This window comes from Lactobacillus helveticus, assembly GCF_046109915.1.
Lineage (GTDB): Bacteria > Bacillota > Bacilli > Lactobacillales > Lactobacillaceae > Lactobacillus > Lactobacillus helveticus.
Map to the genome: position 1 here is coordinate 1,065,561 of NZ_CP151471.1, position 19,909 is coordinate 1,085,469.

The 19,909-nt window shown below is 36.9% G+C and carries 19 protein-coding genes and 4 pseudogenes; 6 read left to right on the plus strand and 17 right to left on the minus strand.

Annotated features, from left to right (window positions below; all coding sequences use genetic code 11):
* Window positions 1-28: 28 nt before the first annotated feature.
* Together AADV52_RS05415 and AADV52_RS05420 are read right to left on the minus strand one after the other, a co-directional pair.
* On the minus strand, window positions 29-1,600 hold the full coding sequence (locus tag AADV52_RS05415; RefSeq protein ID WP_014919165.1) for a peptide chain release factor 3: 1,572 nt from the start codon (window positions 1,598-1,600) through the stop codon (window positions 29-31).
* Complete coding sequence (locus AADV52_RS05420; RefSeq protein WP_014919166.1) at window positions 1,600-2,472, minus strand: hemolysin family protein; 873 nt, start codon at window positions 2,470-2,472, stop codon at window positions 1,600-1,602. The genes AADV52_RS05415 and AADV52_RS05420 overlap by 1 nt, the downstream gene beginning before the upstream one ends.
* Before the next feature lie 105 nt (window positions 2,473-2,577).
* Here AADV52_RS05420 and AADV52_RS05425 point away from each other — a divergent pair, with 105 nt between their 5' ends.
* Window positions 2,578-3,039: a hypothetical protein gene (locus AADV52_RS05425; RefSeq protein ID WP_003627789.1), complete on the plus strand. Its 462-nt coding sequence runs from the start codon at window positions 2,578-2,580 to the stop codon at window positions 3,037-3,039.
* Window position 3,040: 1 nt separating this feature from the next.
* Here AADV52_RS05425 and AADV52_RS05430 read toward each other — a convergent pair whose 3' ends face one another.
* Both AADV52_RS05430 and recX read right to left on the minus strand, forming a co-directional pair.
* Window positions 3,041-3,523 (minus strand): hypothetical protein, encoded by a 483-nt coding sequence (locus AADV52_RS05430; protein WP_003627790.1) that lies wholly within the window; start codon window positions 3,521-3,523, stop codon window positions 3,041-3,043.
* A gap of 9 nt (window positions 3,524-3,532) precedes the next feature.
* The gene (recX, locus tag AADV52_RS05435; protein ID WP_014919167.1) at window positions 3,533-4,345 is read right to left on the minus strand and encodes a recombination regulator RecX; all 813 of its coding nucleotides are present in this window, start codon (window positions 4,343-4,345) and stop codon (window positions 3,533-3,535) included.
* 122 nt (window positions 4,346-4,467) lie between these two features.
* Here recX and rlmD point away from each other — a divergent pair, with 122 nt between their 5' ends.
* A complete protein-coding gene (gene rlmD, locus AADV52_RS05440; protein WP_014919168.1) occupies window positions 4,468-5,850 on the plus strand; it encodes a 23S rRNA (uracil(1939)-C(5))-methyltransferase RlmD in 1,383 nt (460 codons plus the stop codon).
* A 410-nt stretch (window positions 5,851-6,260) separates the two neighbouring features.
* Here rlmD and AADV52_RS05445 read toward each other — a convergent pair.
* The 5 genes and pseudogenes from AADV52_RS05445 to AADV52_RS05465 all read right to left on the minus strand — a co-directional run.
* Window positions 6,261-6,368, minus strand: a pseudogene (locus AADV52_RS05445) (alpha/beta hydrolase); the annotation flags it as partial.
* Window positions 6,369-6,483: 115 nt separating this feature from the next.
* Window positions 6,484-7,634 (minus strand): annotated as a pseudogene (locus tag AADV52_RS05450) (IS256 family transposase).
* Between the two features lie 197 nt (window positions 7,635-7,831).
* Window positions 7,832-8,411 (minus strand): annotated as a pseudogene (locus AADV52_RS05455) (recombinase family protein).
* A gap of 475 nt (window positions 8,412-8,886) precedes the next feature.
* Window positions 8,887-9,159: a hypothetical protein gene (locus tag AADV52_RS05460; protein ID WP_014919170.1), complete on the minus strand. Its 273-nt coding sequence runs from the start codon at window positions 9,157-9,159 to the stop codon at window positions 8,887-8,889.
* A gap of 96 nt (window positions 9,160-9,255) precedes the next feature.
* Entirely contained in the window at window positions 9,256-9,483 is a 228-nt protein-coding gene (locus AADV52_RS05465; protein WP_014919171.1) for a hypothetical protein, read from the minus strand.
* A gap of 398 nt (window positions 9,484-9,881) precedes the next feature.
* Here AADV52_RS05465 and AADV52_RS05470 point away from each other — a divergent pair.
* Window positions 9,882-10,598 (plus strand): annotated as a pseudogene (locus AADV52_RS05470) (IS982 family transposase); the annotation flags it as partial.
* On the opposite strand, the gene AADV52_RS05475 reads toward AADV52_RS05470, so the two are convergent.
* The gene (locus tag AADV52_RS05475) at window positions 10,591-10,815 is read right to left on the minus strand and encodes a hypothetical protein (RefSeq protein WP_014919172.1); all 225 of its coding nucleotides are present in this window, start codon (window positions 10,813-10,815) and stop codon (window positions 10,591-10,593) included. The pseudogene AADV52_RS05470 and the gene AADV52_RS05475 overlap by 8 nt on opposite strands.
* Before the next feature lie 81 nt (window positions 10,816-10,896).
* Between AADV52_RS05475 and AADV52_RS05480 the strand changes: the two genes are divergently transcribed.
* Window positions 10,897-11,181, plus strand: coding sequence for a hypothetical protein (locus tag AADV52_RS05480; RefSeq protein WP_003626759.1), 285 nt, complete (start codon window positions 10,897-10,899; stop codon window positions 11,179-11,181).
* Window positions 11,182-11,219: 38 nt separating this feature from the next.
* Here the strand turns inward: AADV52_RS05480 and AADV52_RS05485 are convergent, their stop codons facing one another.
* The 6 genes from AADV52_RS05485 to map form a co-directional block, all read right to left on the minus strand.
* A complete protein-coding gene (locus AADV52_RS05485) occupies window positions 11,220-12,383 on the minus strand; it encodes a hydroxymethylglutaryl-CoA synthase (RefSeq protein ID WP_014919174.1) in 1,164 nt (387 codons plus the stop codon).
* Window positions 12,383-13,594, minus strand: coding sequence for a hydroxymethylglutaryl-CoA reductase, degradative (locus tag AADV52_RS05490; protein WP_014919175.1), 1,212 nt, complete (start codon window positions 13,592-13,594; stop codon window positions 12,383-12,385). Before AADV52_RS05490 ends, AADV52_RS05485 begins: the two co-directional genes overlap by 1 nt.
* The gene (locus AADV52_RS05495) at window positions 13,594-14,754 is read right to left on the minus strand and encodes a thiolase family protein (protein WP_014919176.1); all 1,161 of its coding nucleotides are present in this window, start codon (window positions 14,752-14,754) and stop codon (window positions 13,594-13,596) included. Before AADV52_RS05495 ends, AADV52_RS05490 begins: the two co-directional genes overlap by 1 nt.
* A gap of 111 nt (window positions 14,755-14,865) precedes the next feature.
* Window positions 14,866-15,765, minus strand: coding sequence for a UTP--glucose-1-phosphate uridylyltransferase GalU (gene galU, locus AADV52_RS05500; protein ID WP_014919177.1), 900 nt, complete (start codon window positions 15,763-15,765; stop codon window positions 14,866-14,868).
* Window positions 15,766-15,826: 61 nt separating this feature from the next.
* Entirely contained in the window at window positions 15,827-16,750 is a 924-nt protein-coding gene (locus AADV52_RS05505; protein ID WP_014919178.1) for a YihY/virulence factor BrkB family protein, read from the minus strand.
* A gap of 8 nt (window positions 16,751-16,758) precedes the next feature.
* A complete protein-coding gene (gene map / locus AADV52_RS05510) occupies window positions 16,759-17,586 on the minus strand; it encodes a type I methionyl aminopeptidase (RefSeq protein ID WP_003633294.1) in 828 nt (275 codons plus the stop codon).
* 143 nt (window positions 17,587-17,729) lie between these two features.
* Here map and AADV52_RS05515 point away from each other — a divergent pair, with 143 nt between their 5' ends.
* Both AADV52_RS05515 and AADV52_RS05520 read left to right on the plus strand, forming a co-directional pair.
* Window positions 17,730-18,176: a flavodoxin gene (locus AADV52_RS05515; protein ID WP_014919179.1), complete on the plus strand. Its 447-nt coding sequence runs from the start codon at window positions 17,730-17,732 to the stop codon at window positions 18,174-18,176.
* The gene (locus tag AADV52_RS05520; protein ID WP_014919180.1) at window positions 18,169-18,708 is read left to right on the plus strand and encodes a GtrA family protein; all 540 of its coding nucleotides are present in this window, start codon (window positions 18,169-18,171) and stop codon (window positions 18,706-18,708) included. The genes AADV52_RS05515 and AADV52_RS05520 overlap by 8 nt, the downstream gene beginning before the upstream one ends.
* Before the next feature lie 23 nt (window positions 18,709-18,731).
* On the opposite strand, the gene wecB is transcribed toward AADV52_RS05520, so the two are convergent.
* On the minus strand, window positions 18,732-19,874 hold the full coding sequence (wecB, locus tag AADV52_RS05525; protein WP_014919181.1) for a non-hydrolyzing UDP-N-acetylglucosamine 2-epimerase: 1,143 nt from the start codon (window positions 19,872-19,874) through the stop codon (window positions 18,732-18,734).
* Between the last annotated feature and the right edge of the window lie 35 nt (window positions 19,875-19,909).

Consider the following 19,909-nt stretch of genomic DNA (forward strand, 5'->3'; position numbering starts at 1 on the left):
ACAGGATTTGACAAAGAGCCGTTTTTTATTAAAGTTTTTCAGTTAATTTAACATCTGGATACTTGTCATGGAAGAATCGTTCTGCAAATTCATTCTCAAACAAGAATAATGGATTGCCATAACGATCTTTTACTAACAGGTTACGGCTATTAGACATACGTGGATCAAGCTGCTCTGGATCAATCCAGCGTGCCACTCTGTGTCCAATACTATTCATCTCAACTTCTGAATTATATTCATTCTTCATTCTGAATTGGAAGACTTCAAACTGCAATTGACCAACCGCACCTAAAATATATTCATCGGTTTGGTAATTACGGTAAAGCTGAATAGCACCTTCTTGAACCAACTGGTTCATTCCCTTATGGAATGACTTTTGCTTCATCACGTTCTTAGCAGTTACTCGCATAAACAATTCTGGAGTAAATTCTGGAAGTGGTGGATAAACAATTTTACGTTTACCAGAATAGATACTATCCCCAATTTGGAAATTACCAGTATCGTATAACCCAACAATATCCCCAGCTACGGCATCAGAAACTTGAACACGTTCACTAGACATAAATTCAGTGGCATTATTCAAACGAATTGGCTTACCTGTTCTTGCTAAAGTAACATCCAATCCCTTTTTAAATTCACCACTACCAACACGGACAAAGGCAATTCGGTCACGGTGATGAGGATTCATATTAGCTTGAATCTTAAAGACAAAACCAGAGAATTCTGGATCTTCTGGACTAAGTTCTTCATCCCCATTAACTGTATGACTTTCAGGAGCTGGTGTCAAATCAACGAAACTGTTCAAGAAAGTTTCTACACCAAAATTAGTTAAAGCTGAGCCAAAGAAGACTGGAGTTTGATCACCCAAAGCAATTTTTTCAGGATCGAATTTATTACCAGCTTCTTTAACCAATTCAATTTCATCAAGAGTATCTTGGAATTGCGGATCTTGACTCAATGGTTCGCTATCTGGCAAAGTGCCATCTTCATTTAATGGTAAGAAACGGTCTTCACCATCTTTACGGTACAATTCAACTCGATTATTAGCAATATCATATAACCCCTTCAAGGTTTGACCAGAACCAATTGGCCAATCCATTGCGACGCCTTCAATACCGAGCAAATCTTCAAGTTCAGCAATTAAATCAAGTGGTGGTCGGCCATCACGGTCCAACTTGTTCATAAAGGTAAAAATTGGAATGCCACGCTTTTTAACAACTTTAAATAGTTTTTTAGTTTGTGGCTCAATACCCTTAGCTGAGTCAATTACCATGACAGCCGCGTCCACTGCCATTAAAGTACGGTAGGTATCTTCAGAGAAATCTTGGTGTCCTGGTGTATCCAAGATATTGATTCTCTTGCCTTTATATTCAAATTGCATAACGGAACTAGTAACTGAAATACCACGCTTTTTTTCGATTTCCATCCAGTCACTGGTAGCGAAGTTACCAGTTTTACGTGCTTTAACAGTACCAGCTTTTCTAATTACCCCACCGAATAACAGCATTTGTTCTGTAATAGTCGTTTTACCTGCATCAGGGTGAGAAATAATTGCAAATGTTCTTCTTTTCTTTACTTTCTCTGCTAACTCTTTATCCATTACTCTTTGTTATCTTCTTCCTTTTTTATCTCTTGTTTATTCTTTGTCAACAAAACAGTCAGTAAGCGTGACCCTTTCATCCTTCTAGTAGTCAAAGTCATTCCGTCGCCAATGTCAACGTTTAGCTTCTCTCCTTTAGCTGGAATCATCTTCAAAGTGTTAATAACATATCCTGCTACCGTATCAACATCTTCCATTTCAAGATGAGTACCAAATTGCTCATTAAAATCATCTAAAGGCATTTTGCCGTAAATAATATACTTATTAGGTGCAATTTGATTATACAGAATCTCAGTATGATCAACCTCATCGTCGATGTCCCCTACGATCTCTTCAATAAGGTCTTCAATAGTAGCTAATCCAGTTACACCACCATACTCATCTGTCAAAATAGCTAATTGGCGCTGCGTCTGCTGCATTTCCATCAACAGATCCCCTAGCTCTGCTGTTTCTGGTGCAAATAAAGGCTCAGTCATCACATCTTGATAATCAAGATTTTCAAAACCTTTAATTTTAGCTTTACGTAGTACCGTCCTAATGTGAATTATGCCGACAATTTTATCTTTATCTCGTTTATATACCGGAATACGCGAATAAGGTTCACGCAAGATTTCATCCAAGTTATCTTGAAAGCTCACATCTGCATCCACCATGAATGCATCCGTTCTTGGAACCATCACCTCGCGAGCTATTTTACCCTGAAAGTCCAGAATTCCTTCAAGCATTGAAAACTCAGTATCATTAATTTTATGATTATCATGCAAATTGATAATTTCTTTTTCTAAATGATCTTTGGTTCCTTCTTCTGTCTCACCTGACAATCTATTTTTAAGGCGAACAAAAAGATTATCCGCTCCAGGATCACTACTCATTTTTTTACTCTCTTTCTTAAAAAGTTATCTAAATAAAGTTATTATAGCATAGAGCAATTATCAGTATGTTAAAATAGCAAATAAGACTAAAAGGAGGAAATCCTTATGAAAAAAAGCCACGTTTTATTGGTTTTCACATTTTTATTGCTTATTCCATATATTTGCAGCTTATTAATTATCGGCATCGGCTACAATGCACTGGTTCTCCATTCAGCTGAAATTTACCGAACAATCATTGGTGCCTTAGTCGGCTCCATCATTATGTTTGCAGTTAAGGCGACTATCCAGCGCCCAGTTGATTTACTAGCTATGCAAACTAACGACGGTTTGTTAAAGCAGCTTTTACGCTTCTTTAGTATTCGACGACGCTATTTCTTGCTCTTTGCAAATATTGTCTTAGATTTTATTTTATGCTTTGCCGCAACTTATTTGGTACGATCTGTTCTGACACTTGATCAGATTGTAGGCAGTTCTATCGGCTTTGTCTTATTGATCATGTTTGTATCAACTTGTCTTGGTGCCTACGTTGAATACGACAACTTATCAATTGATCCACAACAACATTAATTTATTCACTGACCTTAACGTAAAATGCTTGGGTCAGTTTTTTTGTATCTAAGTCAAGATCCCAAACGATATATGGAGTATCGCTATCACCTAAATTTTCATAAACCTTAACCCCATTGGCTACCACTTTTTTTACAAAATTAGGCACAGTACTGTTCAATGGCAAGTTAAAGTAAACTAAATTTTGATTTTCTTCCACTTCTTCGTCAATTTCAGCTTTAGGCAATTCAAACTTCATCAAACCAGTTGGAACCTTATCTGCTTCCATGTCAGTTACTACACCGTACCAGTACATAAAGCTATCAGGGCCTGAAACAATCAAAGCTGAACGCTTATTTTCCAGATTATTATCTGCTAAAAACTTTTGAAATACCTCATCATTTTCCATTTGTTGATTAGATTCCATAAAACTCTTTTGGGCATTCATCAAACTATCTGGGAAAGGACGACCAACAAACAACTTCTTATCAATATTCTTTTTCATTTTTTCTCCTTAATATTCTGCTAAATCATCAAAATTAATTACTTCACCATTTAAAAAGGTATCAATCTCGCCAGATGAAAAGCCATGACTAAAGAGATATTTCTTTATTCTAAACTTCCGTTCACTTTCATCATAGCGACGAAAACGTTTATAAGCTTTGATACCTTGCTTTTTTAACGCTTGCATCTGTAAGTCTTCATCATCTTCAAGATCTAAAGATGCAATTACTTCGGTGCTAATTCCGCTGTCAAAACCATGCATTAACAACTTGGTTTTCATTTTGCGTTTCAATTCTCGCTGAGCTAACTTGCCAGCTTGATGGACCATCGATTTGATTACTCTTTGCCCCACTTCAATCCAGTCCTCATACAGCACTTCGTCTAGTTCCGTCTGACTGATTTCTGGATCAACACCTTTTTGAGTTAATTTACGCAATAAACTTTTTGGCCCATCTGAGCCTACACGCAAATCATTTTTGATAAACAACTTGGCATACTGGTGATCATCTAAATAGCCTAACTCATTTAACTGACTAACAGCGCTATTAGCAACTTCATCAGAAATTTCATGCTTTTTTAAATACTGTAAGACTTCAAAAATAGTTCGAGGTTCGTAACTCAAAAAATGTGCTGCTAGATCACTAGCTTTAGCATCAGCATCAAATTGTCTGATTCTTTCAACTTGTTCACTATCAAGTTCTTTTCCTTTTAAAAGAACAAACTCAGCAACTGTTTTTTCACCAGCAGAAAAAGCATATTTACCATCTAAGAAAATATTATAGCGACCTGGCCGCTTTTGTGCACTAACTTTGGTTATGATCATTTTTTTCACCTCGCATATTCCAAAATACATGCTAGCAAATTTTTTAATATCTTGCTAAGAACTTTTACCAGGTAGTACAATTAAAAGCAATGTAATTAGTTTTTAGTAGAAAGAATAAGGTAATGAACAAAAAATTTACACATAAAAAACAACATCATGAAAAAGACGTAATTATCACAATTAAACGTTTAGGGATTAACGGTGAAGGAATCGGCTATTATAAAAAGAAGATCATCTTCATCCCCGGCGCTTTACCAGATGAAGTAGTTGTAGCAAAAATCGTTAAAAGCTACCCTCACTACATTCAAGGTGAACTTGTCCGCATTAAGGAAAAAAGTCCTGACCGCGTAGCTTTCCCAGAAGGCGTAGATCCAGAAATCGGTGGATTAGAACTTGCACATCTATCTTACGAAAAGCAGCTTGAATTTAAGCGCAACAATATGCTTGAATCACTCAGAAAGTACCATCCAAGAAACTACGCTAAGTACAAGGTCAAGAAGACTATCCCAGCTCCTGACGAATGGCACTACCGCAATAAGGCACAATACCAAATTGAAAATATTCACGGCAAGACCAAGTTGGGACTTTTCGCACCAAATTCTCACCGCTTAATCGACTTGCCTAAGATGCCTACTCAAAGTGAAGACACCCAAAAGACTGAACGTGAAATCAAAGTTTTAATTGAAAAGCTGCATGTTCCTGTTGCTAATTTCCGTCGTCATTTACCTGGCGTTAAAACTATTGTAGTGCGTCAATCTGAAGCTACTAAGGAAATTCAAGTTACTTTAATCACTATTGGTCATAAAATCAAGAATTTGATTCCGTTAGCTAAAGAAATTATGAAATTGGACAACATAGTCAGCGTTTACCAAAATGAAACTGAATGGCAAAATCCACAAGTTTGGGGCAATAAAACTGAAAAACTATTAGGTAAAAACCAAATCATGGAAGAAATTTTGGGTAAGAAATTTGCCTTATCCCCACGTGCTTTCTTCCAGCTTAATCCAGTTCAAACAGTGAACTTGTATTCTGAAGCTTTGAAATACCTCGACTTAACTCCAGATCAAACCTTGATTGATGCTTATAGTGGTGTAGGTACATTGGGTATCTTAGCAGCTGACCGTGTCAAGCAAGTTATTGGTATCGAAACTATTCCAGAAACTGTTAAAGATGCTCAACATAATGTCGAACTCAACCACATCAAAAATGCTGACTATATCCAAGGCAGCGTAGAAAAGGTATTGCCTGAATTAAAAAATAGCGGCGTTTCAATTGATGCCTTAATCGTTGACCCACCTAGAACAGGTTTAGCTAAGAAATTAATCAAAACACTTTTACAGGTAAAGCCTGAAACTTTTGTTTACATTTCATGTAATCCATCCACTCTCGCACAAGATTTAGTACTCTTAAGTGAAGTTTACGATGTCCGTGTAATTCAAAATGTGGATATGCTGCCACAAACTCCACGCTGTGAAGCAATCGCAAAATTAGTTTTGAGAAAATAATATGATAAAAAAACAACCTAGTCATATGCTAGGTTGTTTTTGCATACAAAAAGCGACTGCCGGGCAATCCTTGTCTCTTAGCAGTCGCAATTCAAGTGGATGAGGTAGCTCATCAAATTGATAGTCACGATCTTCAACTGTTTGTTATGTATTATAAAACAATGGCATTATCGTAACCAATATTAACATTCACTTGTTCTGATCTTTACATAAAACGTAATTTTTAATGAATTGGAGTTTTGTAAACAGCCATTATTAGGGCTGACACCTCTACATATAGAGAATCTTTCAAGTTTCCAATAATAATACAATTCTGGAGATAAAAACTTACTTATATTTATACTTGTTAACTTAATTTCTACCTCTTCCACATCTTTAATTATATCCGCTTGTGTAACCGCTTGCAATAATTAACGAATATATTTTTTCAAAAAAGCTTTGATAACTTGTCGATATCTATTTTTGTACATTGGATAAGACATTGCATGTCCAGCTAACGGTGCAATCCATAAAAATTTAAGACTTATAGCAGTCTAAAAAAGAGATTGAAAATCAATTCAACCTCTTTTTTTGAAACTGTCAAATAGTTTGTGTAAATAGATCTTTCTCGTAAATTGATTTTTTAATTTTTTCTTAGTCAAAGTAGGATTCCAATGTATCCTGCACTTGGCCGAAGCCTTTATGGATTCGGTTGAAGTAGCGATCATTGTAGCTTATTGCCTGAATGCCAATGAAAGTATCAAGCGACTGCTCGCTTGGAAACTCTGCTTTGGGCTTTGCCTTGCGTTTAACGACATTGTTAAAGGATTCAATCATGTTGGTGGAATAGATTGAGGGTCTGATCTGTTTGGGATAGTTGTAAAAGACCAATAGATCAGGCTCAATGTCTTTTAGATTCCTAATGACATGATTGTATGCCTTGTTCCATTTGTCATAGAATGCATGAAGAGTTTGTACAGCGGCTGTCTAATCTGCTTGAAATCGTTCATGATTGTCTCACGATCGTCAACACGCACTTTATTGCAAATATTGCGCATGACATGAACCAGGCAGCGCTGAAAATGTGCTTTGGGATAAGTCTTTGCCAGAGCTGTTTTCATGCCGACAACACCGTCAGACAAGAAAAGCTCGACTTGCTTCAAACCCCGCGATCTCATGTTTTGAAGCATTTCAGTCCAAACTTCGACGTTTTCGCTGGGTGCTATGCAGTAGTCGATTACTTCTTTATGGCCATTGGGCCTGATGCCGATGGCAATATAGACGGCTTCACGCTCAAACGTTTCTCGGCACAGCGGAAGATACGTTGCGTCAAGATAAACGCAAAAGAACCTGTCGCTAAGCTTGCGTTTGTGATAGGCTTCAACCTTTGGAATCATTTGCTTGGAAATATTTGATACCTGAGCCGGACTGTAATGGCTGCCGTACATCTTTTCAATCAGATCGGCTATTTCTCTGGTAGTGACGCCTTTGATAATCATGCTTTCCAGGACGTCCGAGTGCTGCTTGTAGTCAGGCAGAGTGTGCTGATGAAATTCGCCGTTTCTGTCTCTGGGAACCTGAATTTCGATCTGGCCAAACTGCGTATCAACCTTGCGATAATAGATGCCGTTTCTGGAATTGCCAGAGTTCCATCCGCTTTTTGCATAAGGATCATAGCCTAAAAAGGCAGTCAATTCAGCTTCAAGCAATTGATTAACTGCAGTTTGAATTTCCTTGCGCAAAAAATCATTAACTTTGTCTTGATTGAATAGTGCTTGAGCCATATTTTTGGTAAAATCATTCATGAAGGAGTTCTTCTTTCTGTATGTTGTTTTTTTGTTCAATCCAATCATACAAGAAAGGAACTCCTTTTTCTAATGTTTTCAGAAATTAATTTAAGGAATCATTCATCCTTACACAAACTATTTTACGGTCTCCTTTTTTTAGTTAAAATTTATCTATCAAATTACTGTCTTCTATGATCAACAAAAAAGCCATGCTATTATGCAGAATCTCCTCGCAATTCTCTAAAGCGCCGATAAATTGTCGCTTTGGAGATGCCTAATTTCTTGCTGATTTCAGAGTAACTCATATGATCTTGAGTATGCAATTTCCAAGCAAAATCGATTTGTTCTTGATTGTATTTTCGTGGCATTCCCTCATGGAAGTTAGGATTATTTGCTTTCGCCCACGCTTTTCCCTCTTGGGTGCGACTAACAATTAAATCTCGTTCAAATTCCACAAAGGCACTAAAGACAGTGAAGATTAAACGCCCACTTGGTGAAATTATCAATCGTGCCAATATTTAAAACCCGCAGAATGACCCCCTCAGCATTCATTTTCTTAACAATGTTGAGTGCGTCTTGCGTATTTCTAGCTAAGCGATCTAATTTAGTGACGATTAAGGTATCACCACTTTTAATCTTGGCCATTAATTTATCAAATTCAGGACGATTGGCAGTTGTTCCAGTATATTTATCTTTGAAAATTTTGGTGGCTCCTGCTTATTTTAAATCGTCAACTTGACTACTTAAATCTTGCTTAACAGTAGATACCCTTGCATACCCATATATTGTATTCATATTTAGCTCTTTTCTGGTTGGTTCTTGACACTAAGTCTTGACTACACGTAATACCCACATTTTGCGGTATTCTCAAATTGTATTCAAGACTGTCAACTTATGAATATCAATACTAAATTTTTAAGTAAAAAAATAAAACGACTAATATCTAACTAATTAAAGAAAGTTTATTAATCGTTTTAGTATTTTTAATTATTTACAATAATAGTATAAAAAAGTAGTAGAAAACAAACAATTATTGCTATTACATAACCTATCAACAATCCTAATACTAAGGTAACGGAATGACGTTGTAGAAAAGTACATATCCAATCTCCAAGCATAAATAGATAAAAACCTATAAGCCAATAATTTAGTTGTTTCTGATTCGTCCACGGTAATACTAATATAATTAGTATTACAACGATTGATGCATATCCTATACTTTTATACGCTGAATCATTAAGTAATGCGTGACGCATACAAAAAGCCTCCTTTATTGGTAACGCCAACCAGCATAACGCCAGCCACGAATCTTATAAACTTTACCAACTTTGTATGGGCTTACTTGTCCTAACATTGCACCAACTAATTTTTTAGAAACAGCTGTAATAGCCCAGGAAGCTACTCCCATTGATGGAACACCAAGAGCCGCTGAAATCAAACTTAAGACAGCACCAAAGGCTACACTATAACCTTCTGTTCTGATCTTATTTAACATTGATTTAGAAAGATAAACATTAATGTTCCCATTACCATAATTTTTCACTTTAGTAACGCCAGCGTGGTGTCTTTTGGCTAGTTCAGCAGAAAATTCATTTCCATATGCTTTATTAATAGCTCTGAGTAAGGCATCATTAGAAATTTAAAACGTTTTAACCCCATTTTCATTAGTAAGAGTTCCTGATTGAGCAATATCTTCAGAAAGAGTTTGTTGTATTTCAGTATTTTCCGGAACAACGCTTCTTTTAGGAATCACAAACGTTTGAGTATTTCCTGAGTTTGCCGATTTTGTGTCACTATTAATTGTAGAAGCGCTAACGCTACTAGAAATAGTTGGTGCTACTACAGTTAGCAATGTGGCAGATGCCATAGCGACTGCCGTAAATTTAGATAATTTTTTTCATAAAACTTCCTCCATAATAAAACTGTCTTTTCTTACTTAATAATTACTGGTAATTCCCACCAAATTATGTATGTCAACATTCTTTCGTAGTCTTTTCTATCGCTTTAGTTTTATTCTAGCTCAAATTATAAGGTTTAATTACATTCTGTATCATATTTGTTACACAGCTATTAACTTTGAAAGGAGGAAATTTACAATGGTCAAATCTCCAAAATGGTACTTGAAATTCGAAATTGGCTCTGGCTCTAACAATAATTAACTATTACGCGTGGTGCTAGTTAAATCGTTTTAGTTAATAAAAAAGTCCAATCGGACTAGACTCAAGTTTTAGTATTCAATAGAAAAGAGTCTGATCTGATTGAGCTACGGACAGTTTAATCTTGGCTTTGCTTATCTGGCAGGCCAAGACTGGAATCGAATCACAAAGAAGGTTCTGCGAATGCTTCGGCTGTCTATCGCATTCGCGTTTTAACCGCCGTTCTCGACAGCTGCTCCAGTTGATTTATCAGATACGCCAAAAAATGAATCAAAAAGTTGATTTAAGCGGACAATTCTTGATTATTGACAGTTTTCCCGTTCCAGTTTGTCAGCCGGTTCGCAATTATCGCGTAAGGATTTTTCGCGGTTCTGCGAATATTGGCTATAAGGCAGCCAAAAAGATCTACTATTATGGTTTCAAAGTTCATGCGATTGTCAGCGACGACGGCTATGTTCTTGATTATGCCGTAACCCGCGCCTCAGTCCATGATGCCAAGGAAACGGTGGAACTAATGAAAAATACTCATCCAGCCAATCGCTATCTGCTTGGCGATGAGGGCTATTTAGGCAAACGATTGCATGATCAATTAAAACAAATGGGCTATGAACTGTGGACGCCATATCGGAAAAACATGGCTGGCGCCAAAAAGCACAATGATCGTCAATTGATGGCTATTCGCAGAACAATTGAAAGCGACTTTTCACTTCTAACCCATTACAACGCCGAGAACAATCGAGTGCGCAGTTTAACTGGCTTTCAAGCACGATTAGAAATTGCTATTCTGACTTATAATCTAGCTTATTGTCTAGAACGATTTAACTAGCACCACGCGTATTAGGATCTACTCTTAAAATCCATTCTTGTTTTTCAAACTCCTTAAACCAAACCTTGTCGCGATAGAGTGCATCCCTACCAGATATCTTTTTAGATTCCGGCTTTTTCTTATAGGTGGTCATCGCATATTTAAAGAAGTAGTCGCTAACTGCTAACCAACCTAATCCGGCTAAAGCTAGGGATGATAATATTATTTTTTTCTTCATTTTGATTCTTCCGTATTAAATTACTTCATTATTCATTTTATAATAGTTAATGATTATTACTAATTTTAATTATACTTGAAAATGCGCTTAACAGATTTACTTCAATTAATTAACGATTTAAATATTAATACTGCTTTTTATCTAAAAATAGACGATAAAATTGTCCCTTGGGGCAAACTAACCCTGGTAGATGGCCGCTGTCTTCTTTATCCAGGAAAAAATGCGATGACTAAAGCTAAACTTATCCGCTTAGTTGGTCATATGCATAACCGCGGCATCCCTCTTTTAATAGCAGTGGACCAAGAAGAACATCATATTTTCGGATTGCAAATCAAAGAAGAAAGCAATCAAATCATCCTTATGTAAAAAGGCTACGATCATTTTTAATCATAGCCTTTTTCATTTTACTTAACTTTATACTGACGAATATTGCCTTTAGTACCTGCAAAATACCAAGTACCTTTTTCATCGTCACTAGTCAATTCCTCATTATCTTCTGGATCATCTAATGCAGTATTGAAGATCTCTTCGTATTCAGGAACACTAACCTTCTGACGACGCTTAAGCATCTTTTCATCACCTGCAGCGTTAACTTCTTTTTCATAGCCCTCTACAAGATTGCCGCTATAGAATTCGCCCATGGCACCTGATCCATATGAGAATAACCCAACTAAGGCACCAGCTGGCAAATTGCCATTTTCAAGCAAACTCAATAAGCTCATATAAAGAGAGGCAGTATAAATATTACCAGCCCGACGTGATAATTGCTTAGAAGCATCAAATGAGTTTTGCAATTTCTCAGTAGTTGCGTCATCTTGATCAGCTACTGCAAGACGATTTGCCTTAAGCCCCATCTTTGTGAATGGCAAGTGATAAATAATTGCGTCAAAATCTTTTGTTTCTAACTTTTTTTGCTTCTTATAATCTGCAAAAGTTTTACTAAAGAAATCTAGGTAAACCTGGGTTGAATACTTGCCATCAACCATTGCTAATTTAGAATCGTTTGGACGCCAAAAGTCATTGATGTCTTCGCTATATGCACTATGACCATCATTTAAAGCCAAGATAGCTGGATCGGCTTTAATCAGCATGCTTACACTACCGGCACCTTGAGTCACTTCACCAGCAGTACCAATGCCGTAACGCGCAATATCACTACCAATCACCATTGCTGTTTGGTCAGGATGAACTCTAACAAAATCACGTGCGATCATTAATGCAGCAGTCAAGCCAAAACACGCTTCTTTTACTTCAAAAGTTCTTACTTCTGGTTTTAATTTAAGTGCTGTTTTAACAAAAAGTGAAGCTGACTTAGATTGATCAATGCCGCTTTCAGTACCAAAGACCAATAAACCAATCTTATCCTTGTCAATGCGATCAATGTACTTCATCGTTGCATTGATTCCCATTGAAACAGCGTCTTGGGTTTGATCTGCCACGCTCATCTCACTTTGACCAATACCGATCAAATACTTATTTGGATCTTCATTTCTAGCATGAGCCAAATCAACCATATCTACATACTTATTAGGAGTAAAAAGTCCAATCTTATCAATACCTACTTGCATTATTTTCCCTCTCTCATTTGCTTTAAAACAGCCTGAGCATAACTCTCAGAATAATCCTTTTGCTTAATTATTTGCGCTAATACCTTTTTCTTTTCCTCATCACTAGCATCAAGTTCCGAAACAATATTGCGTGCTTGCAATTTCATGTGACCAGCCTGAATTCCCACAGTAGAAATTGCTAGCAGCGCTGCTAAATTATTAGCTAATCCAACACTGACAATAATTTCAGCTAACTTAACACTATTTATTTCCTTACCTAAAATAGCAAAGCTCTGCTGGACATCCTTGCGCGCTTTAATCGAGCCGCCAACTACTCCAATAGCCATCGGCAAAGTGAGTTCACCAACTAGCTTGCCATCTTGCATCGTCCATTTAGACAGACTGCGATAATGTCCATCCTGACTAGCTAAAACTGCAGTCGCACTTTCAATTGCACGATAGTCATTTCCTGTTGCAATCAGCACGGCATCAACGCCGTTCATGATTCCTTTATTATTGGTTACTGCTCGATATGGATCTTCATAACCAATTTTGCTAAGCAAAGCAACGCGTTCAGCCACTTTCCTACCGCCCATCGTCTTAGGATCAAGAGTCACCGTCGCTTTAGTCAATTGACTAGGATAATTGGACAAAATCGCAAATAATTTTTCTTCAATACCTGGAAATTGTTTTAACTTAGCTGCTAAAAATTCCAAGATCGAATTCGTCTTATTTGCTCCCATTGCTTCAGCGGGATCAACCAAAACTTTAAGATAAACTAAATCACCTTTTCGTTCAGCTTCAATTGATCTAGTTCCACCACCATGACGAATCAAACTAGCAAATTCTTTGTTAGCCAAATTGATTAAATCCGGAAATTTCTTTTTTAAATCTGGTAAAGAAAAATCATGATTTACCTTTAAAACAATTTGACCATAAATTCCTGTTCGCTTGCTAGTTGCCTTAACTCCGCCATTACGTGCAAAAATATGAGCACCATGATTGGCAGCTGCTACAACTGAAGGTTCTTCTACAGCTATAGGGACCATATACGATTGCCCATTTAGCAGAAGATTTTGCACGACTCCTAAAGGCAAACGCAATTGTCCCACAACATTCTCGCTTAATTTGTCTAAGCGATTAAGAACCTGATCATCAATATCTTCTAAATTTATTCCTTCAGATTGTAAAATTTCTCGCCTTTGCTCAGGCTTCAATTGATAAAACTTCATTAGATATTTTCGATTTCATATGCGATTGCTTGGCCACCGCCAATGCACAAGGTTACTAATGCACGTTGACCTTGCTCTTTCTTCAAGCCACTAATTGCAGAACAAATCAATCTAGTTCCAGTAGCACCTAACGGATGTCCTAATGCAATAGCACCGCCCATGATATTCAATCTATCATCAGGAATTTGCAAATCACGTGCTACTGCTACACTCTGTGAAGCAAAAGCTTCGTTTAGTTCCACGATATCATAATCATTAATTGAACGTCCTGTCTTTTTAAGCAATTTTTTCACAGCAAAATATGGCGTATATCCCATATAAGCAGGATCAAATCCAGCCTCCGCAAAGCCCCCCAGCTTAGCGATTGGCTTTAAGTTCAAATCTTTAACCTTGTCTTCTGTGGCTAATACCAACATACTAGCTCCATCTGTTAACGGTGAGGAATTGCCAGCTGTCACATCACCATCTTCTTTAAAGACAGGTTTTAATTGGCTTAATGCTGCCATAGAAGTGTCAGGACGAATTGGTTCATCATGATCTAAAGTCTCACCATTAATTTCAATTGGCAAAATTTCATTATCAAAAAAGCCGGATTTTGTTGCCTCTGCCGCTTTTTTATGAGAACGAAGACTAAATTCATCCATTTCTTCACGACTAACATGATATCTTTGAGCAACGTTTTCAGCGGTAATCCCCATATGTTGTCCAGAAAAAGCATCCATCAAACCATCATTAATCATAGTATTTACTAAATGATCTGCAGGATTTTCTTTATTCTCTTTTTTAACAAAATATGGCGCACGAGTCATGCTTTCACTACCACCAACTGCAACTAAATCAAGGTCGCCTAGTTCCATTTGACCTTGAGCCAGACGAACAGCCTTAAGACTTGAACCACAAACGTCATTAATCGTTGCCGCAGTTGATTCTTTTCTCATCCCCGAGTTAAGAGCAACCTGTCGGGCCATATTTTCACCTAAGCCTGTACTCAACACATTTCCCATGAAAAGTTCTTGAACATCATTAGGATCAATATTTCCTGCTTTTAAAGCTCCCTTTAACGCCATTACACCAAGATCGATTGCCGAAGCATCTTTAAAAAATCCACGATACTTGCCAAAAGGTGTTCTCTTGGCCGCTACAATATAAATATTTTTCATCACTATTTTTCTCCATTTGTATTATTAACACTATGATCATAACAAAAAATATTAAAAAAAAAACATAAAAAGACTACGCTCTCGCGTAGTCTATGAACAATTATCTGCTTTTTATTTATTATTTTTATCTTCTGCTTCAAATTGCTTAGATAACTTCTTAATATATGCACGTAATTGATCCTTAATCTCAGGATGCTTTAGTCCATATTCAATAGAGGTTTCAAGGTAGCCCTCTTTATTACCAACATCATGACGTTCACCTTTAAATACATGAGCAAACACGCGTTGTGTCTTATTCATCGTATCAATGGCATCTGTTAATTGAATTTCTCCGCCACGACCTGGTTTTTGATGAGCCAAAATATCAAAAATTTCTGGTGTAAGCAAGTAACGTCCAATAATAGCGTAATCACTTGGAGCTTTATCAACATCAGGCTTTTCTACAAAAGACTTAACGTTGATCAAACCAGGCATGATTTCATTTTCAGGTTCAATTACCCCATATTTAGAAACTTCTTCATGAGGTACAGGCATTACAGCGATCGTAGAGGCATGCGTCTTGTCGTAACGATTAATCAATTGCTTGGTTAAAGGCACTTGATCATCCATCAAATCATCACCAAGCATTACTACAAATGGTTCATCACTAACAAAGCTGCGAGCACGATAAATTGCATCCCCTAAACCAGCTGGATGTGGTTGTCTAGTATAGTACAAATTGACACCCAAGTTGGTAATTCCTTGGGTCAATTTAAGCAATTTACTTTTGCCTTTTTCTTCCAAGTCTTGTTCAAGTTCTGGATTAGAATCAAAATGATCCTCAATTGGTCGCTTATTCTTACCAATAACGATCAAAATATCCTCAATACCAGACTTCTTAGCTTCTTCTACAATAAATTGAATTGTTGGTTTATCAACAATTGGCAACATTTCTTTAGGCAAAGCCTTTGTTGCAGGTAAGAATCTAGTACCTAAACCGGCAGCTGGAATAACAGCTTTTCTTACTTTCATACAGACACACTTTCTATTCTCTATTTCTTAACAGTATCATAGCAAAATTATGATTTTAGAGCTACTTTTGCTTCCTTCTTTTATCTTGAATATAGCTAGCAATTCTACCAGCAGAATACTCAAGTTCTCCGACCCGGTTACGAATAATCGTGGCATTGACGGCTACACCAAATAAAAATAATAGTGAAGCAATGTTCAACCACAACATAAAAATGATGAACGTACCGACAATTCCGTAGTTTTTCCAAGTAATCGGGAAATTATGCAAGTAAAAACTAAATAAAAACGATAATGCAATCCAGCCACATGAAGTAACAAATACACCTGGCCAAATTACCCGTTTTTTCAGCTTAATATTTGGCAATACATAATTTAAATAAAATACCGCCAAAATTATAATCAAGAAAATTACTGGATAGCGATAGCTAAATATTTTACCCACTTCATGAACAGGTATCTTAAATATTGCATCCATTAAATCTAGCAATTCTTGACCAAACGCCAATACTACACCAACTGCAGTAAAGATAATAATCATCAAGGTGGTAAAGATGACCATAATTAATCTTGTCCACAAGAAATTAAGCATTGAGAGCTTTAATTCCACTTGATGGACACCATACAGTCGGTTTTCGCCTAATCTAATAGCATTAACTAAATTAGAAAAGGACCAAATCGCCAAAATAATACCAAATGAAATATAGCCAGTAGATGTCGTTTTCAACAAAGAATTGATGATTGGCATGATAAAGCTAGATACTTGATCTGGAAAAATCAAATTTAAATATTTTGCAATGGGAGCTGTATCGATATGAAATAGAGGCAGAACATTTCCAATAATAATGATAATCGGAAAGATTGAAAACAAAATATAATAGGCAATTACTATTGAACTATCAATAATCTCACCCTGTGACAGAATTGTACGCAAGGTAAGAAAGAAATCACTTATTTTTGAATTAGATCGATTTGTCTCATTTTTCATTCAAGAACCTAGTCATCCATCTCATCAAAGTGAGGGATGTATTTTTCTAAACCATCATATGGTTTTTGCAAAGTTAAAATCTTAGGACCATCCTTGGTAATAGCAAAGGTATGTTCAAATTGAGCAGCATTTGAGCCATCTGGAGTTGCGTAGTATACCCAATCATCGTTAGGATCATCAACCGTTCTTTGATCAATGTGCCAATCGCCACCTGCTTCAACCATTGGTTCACAGGTAATAGTCATACCTTCACGAAGACGAATACCATGACCAGCTTTACCCCAGTGTGGTACTTCTGGATCTTCGTGAATTGATGGTTGAATACCGTGACCAATTAATTCACGGACGTCACCGTAATGATTTTCATCTTCAACCCAATGTTGAATAGCTGCACCAATATCACCGATACGGTTACCAAGAACAGCTTGATCAATCCCTAAGTACATTGCCTTCTTAGTTACTTCGATCAACTTCTTGTCAGCTTCTGAAATTTCACCAACTGGATAAGTAGTACATGAATCTGATTCGTAACCATTCAAGTTGCAAGTTACATCAACCTTAACGATGTCGCCTTCCTTTAAGATACGATCTTTTCTTGGAGTTTGGTGAGCAATTTCATCGTTAACTGAAATACAAGTACCATACTTATAGCCTTCAAAACCTTGTTCTGAAAGACGACCACCACGACTCTTAACGAAGTCTTGGCAGAATTCTTCAATTTCCCAGGTTGAAATTCCTGGCTTAATTACATCGCGCAAGCCTTCAAACATTGTTGCAAGAAGGTGTCCTGAAGCTTGCATACCTTTAAGTTCTCTGATTGATTTAATTGTAATCAAAATAATTTCTCCTTTAAAAATATATTCCTCATTATTATAACGTTTTACTGAATATTTTTAAAAGTTTATCAAATCTGGGCTAAAAAACCGAAGTTTCATGTATAATAAAGTGTCATATAATGCAGTGAAAGGTATGAAAAATCATGAAAGCAAGAATTGTTTACGCCAGTATGACTGGCAATGATGAAGACATGGCAGATATATTAGAAGAAGATCTTCAAGACTATGGCTTTGACGTTGAAACAAGCGATGTTGGTTTCACGGATGCCAGTGATTACTTAGAAAGCGATCTTTGTATTTTCATTACTTATACTTATGGTGAGGGTGCAATGACCGACGAAATTGCAGACTTTTATGAAGAATTAAAGGCCTTGGATTTAAGTGGTAAATATTTTGCTGTGATGGGTTCTGGAGATAAGACCTATGGCGAACATTTCTGTGAAAATGTTTTTGACTATGAAAAGGCATTTAAAGAATGTGGTGCTACTGAAATTACTAAGCCCGTCACTATTGAAAATGCACCTGACGATGAAGCTATCGATCTGATTGACCAAGCTGCAAAGGAAATGGCTGATAAGCTAAATGACTAAAAATAAAAAAGAAGTTACTGCTGTCGATCAAGCTCAAATTCGACAATTAGGGCAAAAGTTGCTTAAAAGACACCGTAATCTCTGGGTATACATGATTTTCGGCTTCGTGGCTACCTTAATTAATACTTTAGTCTTTATGGTACTTCATTCTTGGTGGCACAGCGTAATGGTAATTTCCAATACCATTGCTTTTATTGTGTCTAACCTGGCATCATTTTACTTTAACCAAAAAGCCGTTTTTATTAATAATGTCGATCATGATCACAGCACATGGCACAAATTAATAGTTTTCTTTACTTACCGCGTAATTAGTTTAATTCCAGATACTTTAATTATGTTGGTAGGATTATCTTGGCTTCATTTAAATGCTTTGCTTGTTAAGATCATTGACCAAGTACTAGTTGGTGTATTCAATTATTTAACTACTAGATCAGTCTTTCAAAATCAAGAACATACCATGATTGAACGAGCTAAGATGCGGATTCAAGAACAGAAAAATAAACGAGAAAATAAAAAGAGCAGCAAAAATTAATTTTGCTGCTCTCTGTTTTGTTCTTATTCAAAATCTTTTGGTTTTTCTGCTTCATCTTTATTGAAGTAGTAATAAATTGCATCCATAATGCGGTCGCTAGCATGACCATCACCGTACGGATTCTTGGCATTCGCCATCTTGTCATATGATTCTTTATTTTCTAAAAGTTCTAGCATGCTTTCTCTAACTGCGTCGACTTGCGTGCCTACAAGCTTCAAAGTACCAGCCTTCACGCCTTCGGGACGTTCAGTTGTGTCACGCAAAACAAGCACTGGCTTGCCCAGACTTGGCGCTTCTTCTTGCACACCACCTGAATCAGTCATGATAAAGTAGCTGCGTTTTGCTAAATTGTGGAAGTCAACCACATCAAGTGGTTCGATCAGGTGAATTCGAGGATCGCCGCCTAAAACTTCGTTAGCTACTTCCTGCACCCGTGGAGACAAGTGCACTGGATAAATAATTTCTACATCGGGATGTGAATCAATTACCTGACGCATCACCTTAAAGACGTGGCGCATAGGTTCGCCTTGGTTTTCACGTCTGTGCATAGTCACCAAGATCACCTTGCTCCCTGGTGTAATTTCGTCCATAACAGCGTGGTGGTAATCTTTTTGCACAGTTTGTTCCAAAGCATCAATTGCAGTATTCCCAGTTACGAAAATATTGTCTGCTTTGTGATTTTCTTTAATCAGATTGCTCTTAGATAATTCAGTTGGAGCAAAATATAAATCAGCCAAATCATCGGTCATTTGGCGATTCATTTCTTCAGGAAATGGCGAATACTTATTCCAAGTTCTAAGTCCCGCTTCAACGTGTCCCAATGTAGTTTGTTGATAAAAGGTCGCAAGCCCCGCCGCAAAACTAGTTGTCGTATCACCGTGAACCAGCACAACATCTGGCTTTTCTTCCTTGATGACCTTTGACAAATCAATCATCACTTTCGAAGTAATATCTTCCAAAGTTTGATTCTTGTGCATAATGTTAAAGTCGTAATCAGGTTTAATTTTAAAAATATCGAGTACCTGATCCAGCATTTCTCTATGCTGTGCACTGACTACAGTCACTTCGTCAAAGCGCTCATCTTTTTTCAATTTTAAAACAAGTGGCGCCATTTTTATCGCTTCAGGTCTTGTACCAAAGACAGTCATTACTTTAATCTTCTTCATATAATTTCCTCCGATGACCTTATTTAACTATAACT